General features: G+C 71.9%; 18 protein-coding genes. 7 read left to right on the forward strand and 11 right to left on the reverse strand.

Features of this window, described 5'->3' with window-relative positions:
* Positions 1–104: 104 nt before the first annotated feature.
* Entirely contained in the window at positions 105–1,136 is a 1,032-nt protein-coding gene (locus AB0K52_RS21025; RefSeq protein ID WP_363534912.1) for a hypothetical protein, read from the reverse strand.
* A gap of 101 nt (positions 1,137–1,237) precedes the next feature.
* Positions 1,238–3,469, reverse strand: coding sequence for an excinuclease ABC subunit UvrA (locus tag AB0K52_RS21030; protein WP_363534915.1), 2,232 nt, complete (start codon positions 3,467–3,469; stop codon positions 1,238–1,240).
* A 62-nt stretch (positions 3,470–3,531) separates the two neighbouring features.
* Here AB0K52_RS21030 and AB0K52_RS21035 point away from each other — a divergent pair, with 62 nt between their 5' ends.
* Complete coding sequence (locus tag AB0K52_RS21035) at positions 3,532–4,488, forward strand: WYL domain-containing protein (protein WP_363534918.1); 957 nt, start codon at positions 3,532–3,534, stop codon at positions 4,486–4,488.
* A 1-nt stretch (position 4,489) separates the two neighbouring features.
* Here the strand turns inward: AB0K52_RS21035 and AB0K52_RS21040 are convergent, their stop codons facing one another.
* The gene (locus tag AB0K52_RS21040; RefSeq protein WP_363534921.1) at positions 4,490–5,683 is read right to left on the reverse strand and encodes an MFS transporter; all 1,194 of its coding nucleotides are present in this window, start codon (positions 5,681–5,683) and stop codon (positions 4,490–4,492) included.
* Positions 5,684–5,974: 291 nt separating this feature from the next.
* Between AB0K52_RS21040 and AB0K52_RS21045 the strand changes: the two genes are divergently transcribed.
* The 3 genes from AB0K52_RS21045 to AB0K52_RS21055 all read left to right on the forward strand — a co-directional run bounded on the left by AB0K52_RS21045 (position 5,975) and on the right by AB0K52_RS21055 (position 8,872).
* Entirely contained in the window at positions 5,975–6,487 is a 513-nt protein-coding gene (locus AB0K52_RS21045) for a SigE family RNA polymerase sigma factor (RefSeq protein ID WP_363534924.1), read from the forward strand.
* Between the two features lie 12 nt (positions 6,488–6,499).
* On the forward strand, positions 6,500–8,032 hold the full coding sequence (locus tag AB0K52_RS21050; protein ID WP_363534927.1) for a hypothetical protein: 1,533 nt from the start codon (positions 6,500–6,502) through the stop codon (positions 8,030–8,032).
* A 264-nt stretch (positions 8,033–8,296) separates the two neighbouring features.
* Positions 8,297–8,872 (forward strand): hypothetical protein, encoded by a 576-nt coding sequence (locus AB0K52_RS21055; protein ID WP_363534930.1) that lies wholly within the window; start codon positions 8,297–8,299, stop codon positions 8,870–8,872.
* Between the two features lie 54 nt (positions 8,873–8,926).
* Here AB0K52_RS21055 and folE read toward each other — a convergent pair whose 3' ends face one another.
* Positions 8,927–9,514 (reverse strand): GTP cyclohydrolase I, encoded by a 588-nt coding sequence (gene folE, locus AB0K52_RS21060; RefSeq protein WP_363534933.1) that lies wholly within the window; start codon positions 9,512–9,514, stop codon positions 8,927–8,929.
* A 90-nt stretch (positions 9,515–9,604) separates the two neighbouring features.
* Here folE and AB0K52_RS21065 point away from each other — a divergent pair, with 90 nt between their 5' ends.
* Positions 9,605–10,267: a helix-turn-helix domain-containing protein gene (locus AB0K52_RS21065; RefSeq protein WP_363534936.1), complete on the forward strand. Its 663-nt coding sequence runs from the start codon at positions 9,605–9,607 to the stop codon at positions 10,265–10,267.
* Between the two features lie 59 nt (positions 10,268–10,326).
* On the opposite strand, the gene AB0K52_RS21070 is transcribed toward AB0K52_RS21065, so the two are convergent.
* Positions 10,327–10,698: a VOC family protein gene (locus AB0K52_RS21070; RefSeq protein ID WP_363534939.1), complete on the reverse strand. Its 372-nt coding sequence runs from the start codon at positions 10,696–10,698 to the stop codon at positions 10,327–10,329.
* An 82-nt stretch (positions 10,699–10,780) separates the two neighbouring features.
* On the opposite strand from AB0K52_RS21070, the gene AB0K52_RS21075 reads away from it, so the two are divergent.
* A complete protein-coding gene (locus AB0K52_RS21075; RefSeq protein WP_363534942.1) occupies positions 10,781–11,719 on the forward strand; it encodes a WYL domain-containing protein in 939 nt (312 codons plus the stop codon).
* Between the two features lie 18 nt (positions 11,720–11,737).
* Here the strand turns inward: AB0K52_RS21075 and AB0K52_RS21080 are convergent, their stop codons facing one another.
* On the reverse strand, positions 11,738–12,175 hold the full coding sequence (locus tag AB0K52_RS21080; protein WP_363534944.1) for a universal stress protein: 438 nt from the start codon (positions 12,173–12,175) through the stop codon (positions 11,738–11,740).
* A 336-nt stretch (positions 12,176–12,511) separates the two neighbouring features.
* Here AB0K52_RS21080 and AB0K52_RS21085 point away from each other — a divergent pair, with 336 nt between their 5' ends.
* The gene (locus tag AB0K52_RS21085) at positions 12,512–13,381 is read left to right on the forward strand and encodes an NlpC/P60 family protein (protein WP_363534947.1); all 870 of its coding nucleotides are present in this window, start codon (positions 12,512–12,514) and stop codon (positions 13,379–13,381) included.
* Positions 13,382–13,527: 146 nt separating this feature from the next.
* Here the strand turns inward: AB0K52_RS21085 and AB0K52_RS21090 are convergent, their stop codons facing one another.
* From AB0K52_RS21090 to AB0K52_RS21110, 5 genes are all read right to left on the reverse strand, one after another.
* Positions 13,528–14,196 (reverse strand): hypothetical protein, encoded by a 669-nt coding sequence (locus AB0K52_RS21090; RefSeq protein WP_363534950.1) that lies wholly within the window; start codon positions 14,194–14,196, stop codon positions 13,528–13,530.
* Between the two features lie 90 nt (positions 14,197–14,286).
* Positions 14,287–14,550: a GlsB/YeaQ/YmgE family stress response membrane protein gene (locus AB0K52_RS21095; RefSeq protein ID WP_208497450.1), complete on the reverse strand. Its 264-nt coding sequence runs from the start codon at positions 14,548–14,550 to the stop codon at positions 14,287–14,289.
* Positions 14,551–14,739: 189 nt separating this feature from the next.
* Positions 14,740–15,519, reverse strand: coding sequence for an ABC transporter ATP-binding protein (locus tag AB0K52_RS21100; protein WP_363534953.1), 780 nt, complete (start codon positions 15,517–15,519; stop codon positions 14,740–14,742).
* Positions 15,516–16,571 (reverse strand): iron chelate uptake ABC transporter family permease subunit, encoded by a 1,056-nt coding sequence (locus tag AB0K52_RS21105; protein WP_363534955.1) that lies wholly within the window; start codon positions 16,569–16,571, stop codon positions 15,516–15,518. Before AB0K52_RS21105 ends, AB0K52_RS21100 begins: the two co-directional genes overlap by 4 nt.
* The gene (locus AB0K52_RS21110) at positions 16,568–17,614 is read right to left on the reverse strand and encodes an ABC transporter substrate-binding protein (protein ID WP_363534958.1); all 1,047 of its coding nucleotides are present in this window, start codon (positions 17,612–17,614) and stop codon (positions 16,568–16,570) included. The genes AB0K52_RS21105 and AB0K52_RS21110 overlap by 4 nt, the downstream gene beginning before the upstream one ends.
* Between the last annotated feature and the right edge of the window lie 250 nt (positions 17,615–17,864).

Consider the following 17,864-nt stretch of genomic DNA (forward strand, 5'->3'; position numbering starts at 1 on the left):
TTGGACCGCGCCCGGGGCTGGCGGGCCGGTCGGCGAAGAGTGCACCGTGGGGGCGCTCGCCGGCACCCTCGGCTGACAGCGCGGATCGCTGTGCACCCGCCGTCCTACACCTTCCACCAGGCCCCCGCAGTGAAGACGGCGGCGTTGAAGGCCGCGCTCAAGCGCTCGGTGTACCCCGGGCCTTCGCCGCCCGCGGTGAGATAGCCCTCGTACGCCTCCCGGTAGTGCCTGCCCGCCTCGTTCCGCTTGCCGCCTACGAAGAGGCAGTCGGCGAGGAGGGCGTTCGCGTCGTCGAGCGCCCGCATCCAGCGGCGGTGCTGCGCGCGGCGGACGCCCGCGAACCGCGGGCTCGGCTGGAGGTCGCGCTCGACGGTGCGCACCAACGGCTCGGCAGCCGCGGCGTCGCCGTTGAGCAGTTCCATGGTCCCCATCCGGGTGCGGGCCTCGGCGAGGAGCAGCAGGTCGTCGACGCCTTCGGGAGTCACGGCGCTCACCTCCTCGTAGAAGGGCTTGAACAGTGCCCGCGCGATCTCGACCTCGCCGAGGTCGTGGCACAGCTCGGCCCCGAGGCCCGCGATCGCGACGGCCGCATCGCCTTCGGCCGCCTCGTATCGCTTCACCGCGACGGTCGCGATCACCAGCGACAAGTGTTCGAACTTGAGGGCGGCCCGCCGCAGCTTGCCGACGGCCAGCTCGCCGAGATGCCGATCCACGTCGGCGGCCACCTTGAGCCCCTGCCGCAGCGTGCCAGAGGCCGGCTGCCGCCCGTACCAGTCGGCGGAGTCCCGGGCGCGTTTCATCCGCTCGGTGATCTCGTGATCCGGCCCGAGATAGCGGCAGGCGGTCAGGATCGACGCCGCCCACCCCTCCCGCCGGACGCGGAACCGAACCGCGTTGCCCGCCATCACCTCCAGATAGAGCGCCCGCATCTCCAGCCAGACGCCGTCGCACCGCGCGAGGTGCCGGTTGGCGTCGTTCATCGCCTCGATGACCCTAGCCCAGGTCGCGCGGTCCACACGCCGCCCTGAACTCCCCGGCTGCCGCGCGAACTCCTCGACCAGCGCCCTGGTACGCCGCCGCACCGCGGCGTACTGCCCCGCGGCCCAAGGCTCGTCGAACGGCTCCGTCCCGACCATCACTGCTCACTCTCACCGGAAGTCAACCGCGGCAACCGTAAACACCCCGCCCCGGGAGGGGTCCCGGAGCGCCACAGCGGGCAGCCGGGACCCCTGGCCGGTCAGCCCTGCCCCAGCGCACGCGCGGTCGCCGTGCCCCTCATGGCCGCCACCGGGCCCTCGTACAGCACCCGGCCCCCGTGGCGGCCCGCCCCCGGGCCGAGGTCCACGATCCAGTCGGCGCGGCGGATCACGTCGAGGTGGTGCTCGATGACCACGACGGTGTGCCCGGCCTCGAGCAGCTGGGACAGCACGTCCATGAGCGTGTCGACGTCGCGCAGGTGCAGGCCGGTCGTCGGCTCGTCGAGCACGTACACCGACGGCTCGGCGGCCTCCCGCAGCTCCCGCGCGATCTTGACGCGCTGGCACTCGCCGCCCGACAGCGTCGAGAGCGGCTGGCCGAGCCGCAGGTAGCCGAGGCCGACCCGGTCGAGGTGCCGCAAGCCCTTGCGGATCGAGGGGTCGGCGAGCCGCCGCATCGCCTCGGCGATGGTCAGGTCGGCCACGTCCGCGATGGTGAGCCCGTCGACGCGGTGCCGCAGCGCCTCGTCGGTGAACCGGCGCCCGCCGCACGCCTCGCACACCGACTCGTGGCCTTCCATGAACGCCAGGTCCGTGTAGACGACGCCGAGGCCCTTGCACTCCGGGCAGCCCCCTTCGGAGTTGGCGCTGAAGTACTTGGCGGACAAGCCGCTCGCCTTCGCGAACAGCCGCCGGACCGGCGCGGCGATCCCAGCGTAGGTGAGCGGCGTGGACCGGCGGTTGGCGCCGACCGGGCGCTGGTCGACCACGATCGCGCCGTGCTGCTCGACCAGCGCCGCCGCCAGACTCGACTTGCCCGAGCCGGCGACACCGGTGAGCACCGTCAGCACCCCGGTCGGGACGTCCACAGTGACGTCTTGCAGGTTGTTGCGGTCGGCGCGCTCGATCGTGATCACCCCGGCGGCCTCCCGCGGCGCGGTGGCCGTGGGCGCCGGTTTCGCCAGGGCGAGCGCGGTCGGCGTGTCGGCCGCGCGGAGCCCGTCGAACGTCCCCTGGAAGACCACCCTGCCGCCGGCGGCGCCCCCGTCGGGCCCGATCTCGACGATCTGGTCGGCGACGGCCATCACAGCCGGGTCGTGTTCGACGACGAGCACCGTGTTCCCCTTGTCCCGCAGTTGCTCCAGCAGGCCGGTCATGGCCTCGACGTCGTGCGGGTGCAGGCCGACCGTCGGTTCGTCGAAGATGTACAGCATCTCGACGAGGCTGCTGCCCAAGTGCTTCACGGTCTTCACCCGTTGCGACTCGCCGCCGGACAGGCTCGCCGTGGCCCGCCCCAAGTGGAGGTACCCCAGCCCGATGGCGTCCATCGCGCGCAGCCGCTCCACCAGCGCCGCGACCACCGGCGCCACCGCCGTGTCGTCCACGTCCGCGACGAACTCGGCGAGCTCGGCGACCTCCATGCGCGCCATCTCGCCGATGGTGCGGCCGTGGACGGTGACGGCCCTGGCGTCGGCGTTCAGCCGGTCGCCACCGCATTCGGGGCACACGCCCGACCGGGTGAACCGGTCGATGGCCTTCTGCTTGGCGTCGGAGATGCTGTCGGAGGTGTGCAGGTAGATGCGTTCGAACCAGGGCACCAGGCCCTCGTAGTCCTTCGGCGGCCGCACGCCGAGGCGGGCGATGTGCTCGCCGCCGTAGAGCAGCGCGAGCCGCTCGTCCTCGGTCCACTCCCGCAGCGGCGCGTCGGCCGGGAGCCACTCGACGCCCGTGTACTTGTCGAACCAGTAGCCGCCGTCGCCGAAGCCGGGCAGGAGGATCGCGCCCTCCTTGAGCGACCTGCCCGGGTCGAGGAAGGCCGTCACGTCGATCTCGACGGCGTCCCCCAGGCCCGAGCAGGTCGGGCACATGCCCCCGGGGTCGTTGAAGGAGAAGCGGGTCGACTCGCCGATCAGCGGTTCGCCGACCCGCGAGTAGAGCAGCCGCAGGTACGTCCACGTGTCCGTGACCGTGCCGACGGTCGAGCGGGCGTTGCCGCCGAGGCGGCGCTGGTCGATGACGACCACGGGCGAGAGGCCGGCGATCTCGTCGGCCTCGGGCCGCGTCCACTTCGGCATCCGGTTGCGCAGGAACGGCGGGTACGTCTCGCTGACCTGGTGGCCGGCCTCGGCGGCGATGGTGTCGAACACGAGGGAGGACTTCCCGGAGCCGGACGGCCCCGCGAACACGGTCAGGCTTCCCCGCGGCACCTCCAGGTCGACCGACTTGAGGTTGTTGGACCGGGCGCCGCGGATGCGGATCATGCGTTCGTTCATGCCCGCGACACTAGGCCCGATTGCGGCCGGATCCTGACCGCGATTTCGGGCAGAATGAAGGCATGTCGGATGTCACCCGCCGCATGCTCTCGCTGCTGGCGTCCCTCCAGACCGGACGCTCGTTCAGCGGCGGCGAGCTCGCCTCGCGCCTGGGCGTCAGCCCGCGGACGCTGCGGCGGGACGTCGACCGCCTGCGCGAGTACGGCTACCCGGTCGAGACGCGCCCCGGACCGGGCGGCCACTACCGGCTCACCGCCGGCGCGGTGATGCCGCCGCTCATGCTCGAGGACGACGAGGCCATCGCGGTCCTGCTCGGCCTCGCCGCGCTCGCCTCGACCGGCAGCGCCGACGAGGGGTCGGTCGATGAGGCCGCGACCCGCGCGTACGGCAAGGTCGAGCAGTACCTGCCCAAGCGCCTGCGCCACCGGATCGCGCGGGTGCGCTCCAGTCTGGAGACCAGCGACGTGCCCGCGCCGAGCACCAGCGCGGGCGACCTCGGCGCGCTCGCGGACGCGATCGCGGCCCGCCAGGTGGTGGCGTTCGACTACGAGCGCAAGGACGGCGCGGTCTCCTCGCGCCGCGTCGAGCCGCACCGGCAGATCCACCACCTGCAGCGCTGGTTCCTCCTCGCCTGGGACCTCGACCGCGGCGACTGGCGGGTCTTCCGCATCGACCGCGTCTCCGGGCTGCGCCTGTCGACGACCCGGTTCGAGCCGCGGCCGTCGCCGCCGGCCGTCGACTACCTCGTCGAGGGCATCAACCGGAACCGCGCACCGGTCGTGTTCACTGTGGATGGAACGGCGGGCCCGGTCGCCGAGGCGTTCCGCCACGACACCGTGGAACTGAGTTCGCTCGAGGACGGGCGCACCCGCGTCGACATGCGCCTCGAATCCTGGGAGTGGCCGCTCGCCGCGCTCGCGTTGCTCGACGCCGACTTCACGATCGAAGCGCCGGCGGACTTCCGGGAGGGCTACCGCCGGTTCGCCGAGCGCCTGCGCGCCGCCGTCGAGGGGGGCTGACTCAGCGTCCGCCCGCGTCCGCGGGGACCGGTTCGATCCGCGCGGTCGCCTTCATGGCGATCGCGGTCGTCAACGCCGCCAAGGCGAGCGCGGCCCCGGTGAGGGCGGTGGCCCGCGGCCCCGAGTGGGTGAGGGCGAGGCCGCCGAGGGACGAGCCGAGGGCGATGCCGATGTTGAACGCGATCGAGTTCCCGGCCGAGGCGGTGTCGGTGCTGCCGGGCGCGAACTCCATGACCCGGTTCTGCAGGGCCGGGATGAGCGCGCCCATCGCGAGTCCGGTGAGCATGATGGTCAGGGCCGCGACCCAGGGGTCGGCGCCGAACGCGAACATGGCGAGCATCGCGGCGGCGAGCAGGCCGACCGGAAGGATCACGGCGAGCCGCTGGTTGCGGTCCGAAAGGGCGCCGCCCGCGGCGATCCCGCCGAAGTCGGCCAGGCCGCGCGCCAGCAGCAGCGGCCCGAGCAGCGCCGCGGACATGCCGGCGACGATCGTGACGAACGCCGAGGTGTAGGTGAAGGCGGCGAAGAACCCGGCGACCGCGAGGGCGCTCGTGACGAGCACCAGCGTGAACTGGCGGGCGTCCGGCGTGGTGCCGCGTCCCGCGTGCTCGTTGCGGACCGGGCTGGCGGGCAGGGCGAGTACGAGGGTGAGCAGGGCGAGCATGCCGAGTCCGGCGAAGGCGAGGAACGCGATCTGCCAGTTCGCGGCCTGGCCCAGCCAGGTCCCGGCGGGCACGCCGAGCATCGGCCCGATGGACCCGCCGGTGAAGACCACGGCCATGACCCGGCCGCGGACGTGGGCGGGGAACATCCCGGCGGCCGCCGGCGCGACGATGCCCCAGAACACGGCCTGGCTGAGCGCGGTCGCCACGCGCGCCGCGAACAGCAGCTCGTAGGTGGGGGCGGCGGCCGAGAGCGCGGTCGCGGCGACGAGGACGGCCATGAGGGCCAGGAGCAGCGGGCGCCTCGGCACGCGGGCGGTCAGTCTCACCAGCGGCAGGGTGAGCACTGCGACGGTGACGCTGTACCCGGTGACCAGCAGTCCCACCTGGGAATGCGACACGTCGAGGTCGGCGGCGATCTCGGCGAGCAGCCCCACCGGGACGGTCTCGACGGTGACGTAGCAGAACGCGGCCACCGCGAGCGCGAGCAGCGCCGCGACCGATCGCCTGTCGAAATCGGACAGTATCGTCATCTGGATTCGCACCTCGGTCGCTTCTCGCCGTTCGGGGAACGGTCGGCGGACGCGCCGAATGGGGGCCGCTCGAGTGACGAGGTGAAGGGGGTCGCGCATCCGGGCCGCCCCATTCTAAGGACCGTATCCCCACCCGCGCAAGAGGATCCGACCGATCAAGGAGGCCCTGGGACACGGGCGCGATTATCTTGACAACGGGTGTTCCGCGGACCCGCGTAGTTACGGGTGCAGGGCCGCGAATCCACCGCTGCGAGGCCCCGCACCCCGACCCGTCACCCGAAAGAGGCCCCAGTGCAGAGCAAGGAGCAACGCGAGGACGAATTCCAGTCGTTCGACCTCGCACACCGCGACCGCCTCAGGCGGTACGCGTACTACCTGAGCGGGGACTGGCACCAGGCCGACGACATCGTCCAGAAGGCGCTCACGAAGCTGTTCGCCGCCTGGCACCGCGTCGAGCCCGGCGGCGCGCCCGCATACGCGCGCCGGATCGTCACCAACGTGTACCTGTCCCACCGGCGGCTCGCCTGGGTGCGCCGCGAGCGCGCCACCGACGACATGCCGGTCCAGCGCGTCGAGGCGCCCCAGGCGGAGGTCGAGCTGCGGCTCACCGTCGCCGGCGCGCTCGACCAGCTCGCGGCGCGCGAGCGCGTGACGATCGTCCTCAGGTACTGGGAGCAGCTGTCCGTCGAGGAGACGGCCGCCGCCATGGGCTGCTCCCCCGGCACCGTGAAGAGCCAGACCTCAAGGGCCATGGGCAAACTGCGACGACTGCTGGCCGGGACCCCGGTCCCCGCCGGCGCGTAAGGAAGGACACCGATGGAACACCACGACCACACCGAGCGGCTGCTGCTGCAGGGGCGCCCCGACGACCCCGCCCCGCCGTCCGCAGTGGACATCAAGCAGGTCATGAGCCGCGGCTACCGCGCCCAGGCCCGCCGCAACGCCGCGATCGGCGGCGCCTCGGCTGCCGGGGTCGCCGCGATCGCCGCGGTCCTCGCCCTGTCCCTCACCGGGCTCGGCGACGACGGCCGGGCCCCCGACGCCGCCCAGACGTTCCCGCCGGGCGAGCCGTTCGACTTCGACCCGGCCACCGCCGCCTACCCGCCCGCCCACCCCCTGTACGAGACCGCCGACCCGGTCGGCCGGGAGCTCAACACCGCCGCCAAGGAAGCGTTCGGCGAGCTCGCGGTGGACGCGGGGATCTTCGACGCGGACGCGCTGGACTACGAGTTCCCCTCCGACGAGGCGGCTCTGGAGGCCATGGAGGAGCACCGCCTGGACTACTACTCGGCGCTGTCCGAACTCGGTTTCAACCAGGAGCAGTTCAACTTCGAGCCCCGCTCGCTCGACGCCAAGGGGGGACAGGCGTCCCTGCGCGCCTACTTCGCGCTCGACTCGGACGAGGAGGCCGAGCACCTGGCGTACCGCATCGCCGGCTTCCAGCCCGGCGGCTGGACCGCCGAACCGGGGCCCACCGGCGACGTCGCCTTCCCCCAGCACCTCATCAGCGACGAGGCCGTCTGGACCGACGAGGCCCCCGAGTTCGCCACCGAGACCCTCGACGACGGCCGCGTCCTCATGACCGCCGACCACGGCTGCGCGCTCGAAGCCGCCGTCGTGTACCCGAACGGCTCGGCGCTCACCTCCTGGTGGGACCTCGACTGCCACGGCCACGGCCGCGAGATGTCCCTTGAGGACCTGAGCGCCGCGATGCTCGCCATGCCCCAGATCGACTACGACACGAGCGAACTCGCGCCGGTCGAGTTCCTCGACATGCCCCCCGCCTGGCCCGTCGACGAGTCCTGGCCCCAGGCCGCGGACGCCGACGCGCAGGCGAGTCTCGACGCGGCCGTGGCCGTGATCGAAGGCGTCTACGGCGAGACCGAGCACAACGACGGGAGCGCCGTCGGACTCCACACCGGTTCCGGCGAGGTCGTGCAGCGCACCTACACCGCCGACGTCACCATGCCGTTCAACGACGGCCTCGACACCCCGATCAGCCTGAACGTCCGCTACTACCTGCCGGGCGGATGGCTGCCGGGCCTGCCGCCCGAGGGCGCGGGCACCGGCCCGTACCTGATCGACTGCGGGGCCCCGGGCGACGACAAGGACGACCAGTGCGCCCAGAGCGAGCTCGACGGCCGCACCGTCGCCACCCGGACCTGGTGCATCGGCGACGAGCACTGCTCCTGGTTCATCGGGGTCTTCGACGAGTCCGGATGGGCCGTCGTGATCGAGACCGGCGTCGACGGCGGCACGGTCGAGGGCTACGGCCTCGAAGCGCTCACCGAGCTCGCGACCGCCCTGCCCGCCCCGGTCTACGACCCCGCCGACTACGGCACCGATTGACCCGCGATCACCACCGCCAGGGCGCCGTCCGAACCAGGACGACGCCCTTCGCGGCGTGCGGTCACGCGGCCGCCGACTCACGACGGGCCTGAGCCGCAGGCGCCGCCGTGCCCCTCGCGTCTCGCCCGCCTTTCGGCCTGGAATCGCGGCAAGATAACACGTATCCCCGGCGCGCACACCGAGTAGTGACTACTGTTCGAATAGTAAGCATTCGCGAGTCTTCCGCCGGTTCGCGACGGGAGCCCGAGCAGATAGGGAAGCGCCATGGCAAGCACAGAGACGCGCAGCACCTGGGCTGCAGGAGGCACCGTCTTCGCCGCCTCGATGATGGTGATGGTCGGCATCTGGCAGGTGCTGGTCGGCATCGCAGCGCTGGTCGAAGACGAGATCTTCGTGACGACACCGAACTACCTCTACCAGTTCGACCTCACCGCCTGGGGCACCGTCCACGTCATCGTCGGTGCGCTCGTCGCCCTGACCGGCGCCTTCGTCTTCATGGGCAGGAAATGGGCCTACTGGACCGGCGTCGTCATCGCGGCCATCTCGGCCACCAGCCAGTTCTTCTGGCTGCCCTGGCAGCCGCTGTGGTCGATGGTCATGATCGCGATCGACGTCTTCGTGATCTGGGCCCTGGCGACGGCCGCCCGCGCCACGCCGATGACCGGCACCGGCGAGGACGAGTACATGGGCCGCACCACCGGCTCCTGGTCGAACCTCAACACGCAGACCACCAGCACGGCGACCAACCCGGCCAAGGGAATGGACGACGCGCAGACCCGCATGGAGACCGAGTCCCCCGCCGCCGGACGCACCGGGAAGCGCCCGCCAGAGGCGATGTAGGGACCTGACAGCGCCCGCGGCCGTTCCGGCGCCGCAGCGCTCCGGGCTGGCCGGTCAGCAGCCGGCCAGCGCGAGGAACTCCTGGCGGGAGCTGGGATCGGTCCGGAGCGTCCCGAGCAGCGTCGAGGTCACCGTGCTCGAGCCGGTGGCGAGCGCGCCGCGCAGCGTCATGCACGAGTGCTCGGCTCTGATCACGACCCCGACCGCCTTGGCGCCCAAGCGCTCCTGCAGCCAGTCGGCGGTCTGCTTGGTCAGCCGCTCCTGCGTCTGGGGGCGGCAGGCGAAGTGCTCGACGACGCGGGCGAGCTTGGAGAGGCCGAGCACGCGCTCCCCGGGGAGGTAGCCCACGCAGGCGTGGCCGGTGAACGGCAGCAGGTGGTGCTCGCAGATGGAGCGGAACGGGATGTCACGGGCGAGGACGAGCTCGTCGTAGCCCTCGTCGTTCGGGAAGGTCGTGAGGTTGAACGGGCGCGGGGTGAGCATCTCGGCCCAGGCCCGCGCCATCCGACCCGGCGTGGCGCGGAGGTGCTCGGAGTCGTGCCGCATGCCCAGCGCTTTGAGGAAGTCCGCCGCCGCGGCCTCCGCGGCGATCAGGTCCGGCTCGAACGCCTGCTCGGCGGCCTCCTGCGCAATGGTGGACATGACGCTCCCTTCTAAAGACAAAACGTTCTTACTTTAGTGTCGGAGCCCGAGCGGAATTTGTCAAGAATCATTAGTGGTAGAGTTCACGGCATGGAGGAGGCTCCCGTCCCGGCCGACCTGGACGCCCTGGAACTGGACGCGCTGTCCAACCCGGTGCGGCGCCGGGTCTTCGACCACGTCGCCTCGCAGTCGGCGCCGGTCCGACGTGACGAGGTGGCCGAAGCGGTCGGCATCAGCCGCACGCTCGCCGCGTACCACCTCGACCGGCTCGCCGAAGCCGGCCTGCTCAGCACCAGCTACGCCCGCCCCGAAGGCCGCGGCGGCCCCGGAGCCGGACGCCCCGCCAAGCAGTACGCGCCCGCCCGCGACGAAGTCTCGGTCACCATCCCGCCGCGCGACTACGGCCTCCTCGCCGAAATCCTCGCCGACGGCGTCGCGGCCGCCGACTCCCCCGCGCTGCACCAGGCCCTGGTCACCGCCTCCGAACGCCGCGGCCGCGCGACCGAAGACCTCGGCACCGATCTGCTCGCGACGCTCTCCGCGTGCGGCTACGAACCCGAGCGCACCGAACACGGCGACATCGAAATGCGCAACTGCCCGTTCCACCGCATCGCCCAACGCGAGACCGCCCTCGTCTGCGGCATGAACCACGCCTTCCTCCGCGGCGTCCTCACCGCCCGCGACGACGCCCCCGACCGCGCCGAACTCACCCCCGGCCCCGACCGCTGCTGCGTCGTCATCCACCCGGACTGAGGCGTGACACGCCTGCAGGCAAGGGCGGCGACCTGAAGCCGCCGCCCCGCTGCACCGCGCTAGTCGGCGGGTGCGACCCGGATGAGGTTGCCGTCGGGGTCCGCCGCCACGAAGGTGCGGCCGAAGACCTCGTCGCGCGGCTCGTCGACGATCCGCACGCCCTTGGCGCGCCACTCCTCGTAGAGCGCGTCGACCGATGCGGGCGCGCCGGCCCGGTCCACGGCGAGGCAGACCTCGCTGGTGCGCACCGGTTCCGCGGCGAAGTCCACGCCCGAGCGGCTCCACAGCGAGAGGCTGACGCCGCCCCCGAGGTCGAACGAGAGGTACCCCGGCGTCTCGAAGACCGGCTTCATGTCGAACAGGTCCCCGTAGAAGCGGGCCGCCTCAGGCGCGTCGGAGACGTAGACGATGAAGATGTTCGGTGCGGGCATGATCGCCCTCCTTTCCGTCGGAGCCGCAACCGTAGACGCGAAACCTGACGGGATCTGTCAGGTTCTCTGGGAGCATGTGGGTGTGACTCCCGACAGGTGCTTCTCCCTCCTCCTCGCGCTGCGGTCGCGGCCGGACACGACGGTCGCCGCGCTCGCCGAGGACACCGGCGTGTCCGAGCGGACCGTCATGCGCGATCTGCGCTGGCTCCAGGACGCCGGCTTCCCCGTGCTCGCGCGCCGCGGCCGCTACGGCGGCGTCTCGATGCTTCCCGGCGGCGCCCTCGACACGAGCCGCCTCACGCCGCCCGAACGGGAGCACCTGGCGCTCACCGGACTCGACGACGACCAGCGCCGCCGCCTCGGCGTCGAGGCGATCAGCGACCGCGCCCGCCGCAAGGTCGCCGGAGCCCGCCCCGGCGACGGCCTGCTCGCCGTCGGCGACCTCGTCGTCAGCGACAACCGGCCGTGGTTCGGCCGCGACCCCGGCGGCGTCACCCCCGCCGCGCTCATCGGCGACCTGCGCCGCGGCGTGCGCCTCAAGGTCCGCTACGAGCGGGCGGACCGACCGCCGCAGTGGCGGACCGTCGACCCCTACGGGCTCTTGGCGAAAGGCGGCCGCTGGTACCTCGTGGCCGACGAAGCGGGCACGCCCCGCCTGCTCAACCTCCTGAAGATCGACCGGTGGGAACCGCTCCGCACCGCACGGCGGCTCCGCCCCGGCGTTCGCCTCGCCGAAGCCGCCGCCGCGTTGACCTCCGGCTGGGAGAGCGCCGGCGACCTCGAAGTGCACCTGCGCGTCCAGGCCTACCAGGTGGAACGGGCGCAGCGCATCCTCGGTTCACGCCTGGAACTCGGCGAACCCGGACCGGACGGCACCACCCCGGGCGTCCTGCGCTGCCGCGTCCTCGAAGACGTGCGCCAACTCCTGGCCTTCGCCGACTCCGCCACCATCACCGGCCCGCCCGAAGCCCGCGACCACCTCAAGGCACTCGCCCGGCGCATCATCGACCACTACCGTTGAACCGGCGAGCCCCGGCGCCTAGTCGGTCTCGCGCACCACGACGACCGGACAGGCCGCATGGGTGACGCAGTGGAGGCTGACGGAGCCGAGGAGGGTGCCTCTGAAGCCGCCGCGGCCGCGGCTGCCGAGCACGAGCAGGTCGGCCGATTTCGACAGCTCGACCAAGAGCTTCGGGGGGTAGCCCATCTCCGCGATGCGCCCCACCTCGAGATCGTCGCGGCCTTCGAGTTCCTTGTCGACCGTCTCGTTCAGCGCCCGCTGGGCGGTGGCGGCGAAGTTCTCGCCGGGGAGGATCTCCACGGGGGTGCCGTAGGTCGTGGGGATCTGCCATGCGTGGACCGCGTCGAGCCTCGCGCCCGTCCGCTCCGCGTACAGCACCGCCCATCGCAGCGCTCGCACCGAGGTCGCCGAACCGTCGACGCCGACCAGGACCCGTTCCGGCGCTTGCTGAGCCATGCCGGCCTCTTTCCTCAGATCGATTACATCGTTCCCGATATATATTCGTACTCCAGGGATGACGCCCCCGCGTCACCATACGTCCGCTGAGTCCCGTTTGGTGTGTGTTCCTCGAACTCGTCCCAGTGATCCTTGCCCGGGCCATCGTGGATGGCGGCAGTGATGCCCCGCCCTCGCGGCGGTCCAGCAGTCCCCTACCGGGAAGCGAGGAAAGAACCGTGCAGCCGACTCAACCGAACGTGGCCCGCTCGCGGCGCCATGGTGATTGAACCTATGATCGAATCGAAACAAGGCTCAAGCCATGCCCCGCAACAGATCCGAGCACACGTCCCGAGGATGCGGAGCTTCGGGATCATCGCCATCGCACTGGTCGACCTCACCGCGGCGGTGAGCCTCACCGCGACGCCGGCGCACGCCGGCGAGATCGACCTCGACACCGCCGGCGCCGGCGAGATCAGGTCCCATCTGGAGGACCTCCGGCAGCGCCAGGCCTCCGAAGAGGAGCAACTCGACCGGCTCGAATCCGAGCGGACGGCACTGCTCGCCGAGATCGAAGCGTCCGAGCGCGACTTCGGCGCCCTCGAATCCCAACTCGAGCAGGCCACTTTGGCCCTCGACGCCGCAGACGGGGGCTTCTCGGGCACCATCGAGGCACTGGGCGACTTCAGGACCGAGCAGGCCCTCCGCTACGAGGCCGCACAGGAGGCCGCCGCGCGGCTCGAAGCCGTCGAGCCTGAGATCCCTCGCAGCACCGAGACGATCGCGAAGCTCGCAGGGGACATCAGCAGGGCCGGTCGCGCCCTGGAGGCGGCCGAAGAGGCAGAGGCCCGGACCCGGGTCACGGTGACGGCCGATCCCCCGGCCGGCGCGAACGACGTCGTCCAGTTCGCCTACGACCAACTGGGGAAGCCCTACGGGTACGGCAAGACCGGGCCGGACGCCTTCGACTGCTCCGGCCTCGTGGCCGCCGCCTACGCCCAGTCGGGCGTGTCGCTCAACCGCACGTCGCAGGGGCAATGGGGCGACTCCACGGCGATCGGCCGCGGCGACCTGAGCCCCGGCGACCTGGTGTTCTCCTACGGGACCGGGCACATCGCCATCTACGTAGGCGGGGGGCAGGTCATCCACGCCTCCAAGCCGGGCGACACCGTCAAGATCGCCCCCATGGACGTCCTGCCCGTGTCCGGATACCGGCGAGTGCGGTGACGACCCGAACGGCGCGCTGACCTCGCGCGCACGCGGGCAAGCCGAAGGGCGGGGCATCCGCAGAGGGATGCCCCGCCCCTTCTTGCACGCTGGATCATCTTCATCGGGCCGTCGGCGGTCTCGCGACCGCCGCGCGGCCGCTCCGGTCAGAAGCCCTGGATCTGGAAGGAGAACCTGAGCATCGACGCCTCGCCGGCCCCGTTCGGCCCGGACAGCGCGATCGGCTCGTGGAGCTTGTAGACCGCGTCGAAGTCAGGGAAGTCGGCAGGCTTGCCGACCAGCTCGACCGGCACGTTCGCCCGCAGCGACAGCGGGTCGTCGGTCGCCTCGGGCAGGCCGAGCGCGCGCGGGTTCGCGATGTTGACCTCGCACTCGAGCGCCAGCGTGTGCTGGAACCGGGCCGAGCGCGGCGAGACGCGCCGCAGCACGGTCGCATCGGTGCGGGCGCCCGCACGCTGCTCCACGGTGACCACCGCATCGCGTGCGCCGGTCGAAGAGAGACGGAACTCGGTGATCCTCGTCCGCACCGCCCCCGGGTCGTCCGGGTGCGCCTCGATCTCGAACGTGGCCCGGCCCTGGAGCGGCCCGGTGCGGATCTTGCGGCCCGCCACGGCGAGTTCGATGCCCTTCGAGACGAGCTGGACCTGCGCGGTCGCGCCCGGAGCCGGGAGCTTCGGAAGCACCCGCTCGGTGCGGCGGGCGGCCACGGCGACCCCCGCGACCGCCAGCCCCACGGCCGCGCCAGCGGCCACTCCGGTCGTCACACGGCGCACGGTCCTCGCGCGTTTCCTCTTCTTCGTGTTGATCATGGTCACGGCTGTTGAGCCTCCTTCGGAGTCGGAAAACGACCCCCTGAGGCTAGGCCGCATCCGCGGACTTTTCACTCGAACGCGTGAATATCGACGTCAGGAAGCGGTCTTGCGGTGGCTCGAGGCGATGCTCTCGGCGACGCCGATGAGCAGCACCGACGCGACCACGGCGACCACGAAGCCGAGGACGTTCAGCTCCCAGATGTCGCCCGTCCCGAGCAGGTTCGCGATGGTCCCGCCGATCACCGATCCGACCAGGCCCAGGATGAGCGTGGCGAGGATCCCGAGGTGCTGCCGCCCGGGCTTGATGAGTCGCGCCAGCACGCCGATCACGAGCCCGGCGATGATGAATCCGATCATTGCAGCCTCCATATTCGAATGAGTCGAGGCCTGTGGTCTACCCACGACCGGTGCGTTTCACACCGCCGCAGGCAGCAGCGGCCGGACCGTCGCGGAACACGGCGTCGGGAAGGCCCGGGCCGTGGTCGCTGAGGGACGTCGATCGCCCCGTCGCGGAGGCGAAGCGCTCAGGCCCGCGATGCGCGAGGACTACGGCCGAGCCGACCGGGCTCGAGGTGTGAACGCGATCTGCGGTCGGCCGGACTCGTCCGCGTTCACGACGGCGTCCACCTCGTAGACCTCGGCGATCAGTGCGGGCGTGAGGACCTCGGCCGGCGCCCCCGCCGCGACCGCCTTGCCGCCCTTGAGGACCACCAGCGAATCGCAGAACATCGCCGCGAGGTTGAGGTCGTGCAGCGCCACCACGGTCGTGACCGGCAGCTCGGCGACGAGCCGCAGCAGGTCGAGCTGGTGGCGGATGTCGAGGTGGTTGGTGGGCTCGTCGAGCAGGAGCTCACGGGGACGCTGGGCGAGCGCGCGGGCGATGTGGACGCGCTGGCGCTCGCCTCCCGAGAGGCGGTGCCAGGACTCGCCCGCCTTGGTGACGAGTCCGGTGCGCTCCAAGGCTTCCGCGACCGCTTCGGCGTCGGCCCGGGGGTCGCCGCCGAACGCGCCGCGGTGCGGAATGCGGCCGAGGGCCACGATGTCGCGCACGCAGAGCTCCACTGTGGTGTCCGCGTGCTGGGTGACCGTGGCGATGGCGCGCGCGGCCTCGCGCCGCGGCACCGCGGACAGCGCGCGGTCGTCGAGGGTCACGACGCCGGCGGTCGGGCGGGCTATCCCTGAGAGCAGGCGGATGAGGGAGGACTTGCCGGAACCGTTGGGCCCCAGGAGCCCGATGGTCTCACCGGGGTTCGGACGGAGGCTCACGCCGTCCACGACGAGCCTGCCGCCCCGGTCCCAGGCGACCTCGCGGGCCTCGAGCGTCACAGCGTCCTCCTTCGGCGGTGCATGATCGCGATGAACACGGGGACGCCGACGAGCGCGGTGCTGACGCCGATCGGCAGCGGCGAGGGCGAGAACGCGATCCGGGAGACGGCGTCGACCCAGACCATGAAGACCGCGCCCACCAGCGCGGTCACCGGCACCAGGCGCAGGTGGAGCGGTCCGGCGAGGAACCGGGCGGCGTGCGGCAGGACGAGGCCGACGAATCCGATCGCGCCGGCGACGCTGACCATCACCGCGGTCAGGAGCGCCGCGGCGGTGATGAGCACGGCGCGCTCGCGTCCGACGTGGACGCCGAGCGAGGCGGCCACGTCGTCGCCGAACGCGAAGGCGTCCAGCACATGTGCGCGGGCCAGGCACAGGACCGTCCCGGCCAGCGCGGCGAGGCCGCAGAGGGCGGCGCCGTTCCAGCGGACCCCTTCGAGGGAGCCGAGGAGCCAGAACATGACGCCGCGGGTGGCGTCGGAGTCGGCGAAGGCGAAGATCACGAACGAGGTGACCGCGGAGAACAGCTGCGTGACCGCGATGCCGGCGAGGATGAGCTTGTCGTCGCCGCCTCCGGCGAGGCGCGCGATCAGCAGGACCGCGCCGAAGGAGACGAGCGAGCCGACGAACGCGCCGCCGGGCACGCCGAGCCCGGCCGAGCCGACGCCGAGGATCGCGACGACGACCGCCCCCGAGGAGGCGCCGGAGGAGATCCCGAGGACGTACGGGTCGGCGAGCGGGTTGCGCAGCAGCGATTGCAGGATGAGGCCGCACAGCCCGAGCCCGGCCCCGCAGGCGGCGGCTACGAGTGCGCGCGGCAGCCGGTCCTGCCAGACGATGGCCTCTTTCGAGACCCGGACCGGGATCTCCGCTCCGGCGAGGTGGTTGAGGAGGATGTCGCGCACGTTCACCAAGGACACGTCGGCGGGGCCGAGCGTGATCGCCGCGCCGATCGAGGCGAGCAGCAGGACGAGGGCGCCGAGGCCGACGGCGAGGAACCGCAGGCGGTTCCCGCCGCGCGGGGGCGCGGCCTCAGCGAGCGCGGTCGTCACGCAGCGGCCTCGATGGACTGCAGTCCGGCGGCGAGCGCCTCGATGCCGTCGACCATCCGGATCGAGGGGTTCAACTCGGCGCCCGACAGCGGCACGAATCGCTCTTCGACGACGGCGTTGAGGCTCTTGGTGACCGGGTCGGTGGTGAGGAATTCGATCTTCTCGGCGGCCTGGTCGCCGGGCCAGCGTTCGCGGCTGAGGTCGGCCATGACGATGACGTCGGGGTCGCGGTCGACGAAGTCCTCCCAGGTGGTGGCGGGCCAGTCGTCGGGGAGGTCGCCGAATACGTTCGCGACGCCCGCTTCGCCGGCGAGCAGCGCGGGCGCGCCGAGGCCGCCTGCGACGTACGGGGTCTTGAGGTCGGAGAACCAGAACGCGGCGGTCAGGTCCGAGGCGGCGATGTCCGCGAGCGCGGCCTGGCGGCGGGTCTCGAGCTGGGCGACGAGGTCGTCGCCGCGGCTGGAGACGTCGAAGATCTGCGCGAGTTCGCGGATCTCCCGGTAGAGGGAGTCGAAGGTGAGCGGCTGGGTGCGGGTGCCACCGCCGTTGATGCTGACGTCGCCGTCGCAGTCGGTGGGCGAGAGGTAGGACTCGATGCCGGTCTCGGCGAACCGGCCGCGGTCCGCGACGCCGCCCTGGGCGAAGTGGCGGCCGAAGGAGGCGGTGACGAAGTCGGGGTCGGCACCGAGGACGACTTCGTACGTCGGCGCCTCGTCGGCGAGCCGCGGCACGTCGGCGTTGGCCTCGGCGAGGGAGTCGAGGATCGGGTCGGTCCAGGAGGCGGTGCCGACGACGCGGTCTTCCAGACCGAGGGACAGGAGGATCTCGGTGGAGCCCTGGTCGAGCGAGACGACGCGCTGCGGCGCGGCGTCGAAGACGATCTCCTGGCCGCAGTTCTCCACGGTCAGCGGGTAGGAGGTCGCGCCTTCTCCGGCGGCCGCGGCCGTCTCGGGCACGGATTCGGAAGCGCCGCAGGCGGCCAGCCCGGCCAACAGCAGAGAGGCGGTTGCGGCGGATGTGATCGCGCGTCGGCCGAGATGCATGGTGGTCTTCCTTCAGGCTGTCCGGGGAGCGCGGCCTCTCGACCGCCTTGCGCGCGCTACATTAGGCTAGCCTTTCCTAATACTTGAACGTTCATCAATGACTTGTGTCGGCCGTCATAACGCGTCGGTCACGCGCCGACCTCGTGGTCGCCGCCGACGGCATCGACTCGCCGGCCCGTCAGCCCGTCGCCTCCGGGTCACCCACAGTGGAGGGGTGGTGCGTCAGCTCCGAAGGCCGCGTCGCGGCGAT

It is taken from the genome of Glycomyces sp. NPDC049804, assembly GCF_040674615.1.
Lineage (GTDB): Bacteria > Actinomycetota > Actinomycetes > Mycobacteriales > Micromonosporaceae > Glycomyces > Glycomyces niveus.

Coding starts and splice junctions, on each gene's coding strand:
- AB0K52_RS21025 (WP_363534912.1), bottom strand. CDS start 1,136: ATGGTCGGGACGGAGCCGTTCGACGAGCCTTGGGCCGCGGGGCAGTAC.
- AB0K52_RS21030 (WP_363534915.1), bottom strand. CDS start 3,469: ATGAACGAACGCATGATCCGCATCCGCGGCGCCCGGTCCAACAACCTC.
- AB0K52_RS21035 (WP_363534918.1), top strand. CDS start 3,532: ATGTCGGATGTCACCCGCCGCATGCTCTCGCTGCTGGCGTCCCTCCAG.
- AB0K52_RS21040 (WP_363534921.1), bottom strand. CDS start 5,683: ATGACGATACTGTCCGATTTCGACAGGCGATCGGTCGCGGCGCTGCTC.
- AB0K52_RS21050 (WP_363534927.1), top strand. CDS start 6,500: ATGGAACACCACGACCACACCGAGCGGCTGCTGCTGCAGGGGCGCCCC.
- AB0K52_RS21055 (WP_363534930.1), top strand. CDS start 8,297: ATGGCAAGCACAGAGACGCGCAGCACCTGGGCTGCAGGAGGCACCGTC.
- folE (WP_363534933.1), bottom strand. CDS start 9,514: ATGTCCACCATTGCGCAGGAGGCCGCCGAGCAGGCGTTCGAGCCGGAC.
- AB0K52_RS21065 (WP_363534936.1), top strand. CDS start 9,605: ATGGAGGAGGCTCCCGTCCCGGCCGACCTGGACGCCCTGGAACTGGAC.
- AB0K52_RS21070 (WP_363534939.1), bottom strand. CDS start 10,698: ATGCCCGCACCGAACATCTTCATCGTCTACGTCTCCGACGCGCCTGAG.
- AB0K52_RS21080 (WP_363534944.1), bottom strand. CDS start 12,175: ATGGCTCAGCAAGCGCCGGAACGGGTCCTGGTCGGCGTCGACGGTTCG.
- AB0K52_RS21085 (WP_363534947.1), top strand. CDS start 12,512: ATGCGGAGCTTCGGGATCATCGCCATCGCACTGGTCGACCTCACCGCG.
- AB0K52_RS21095 (WP_208497450.1), bottom strand. CDS start 14,550: ATGATCGGATTCATCATCGCCGGGCTCGTGATCGGCGTGCTGGCGCGA.
- AB0K52_RS21110 (WP_363534958.1), bottom strand. CDS start 17,614: ATGCATCTCGGCCGACGCGCGATCACATCCGCCGCAACCGCCTCTCTG.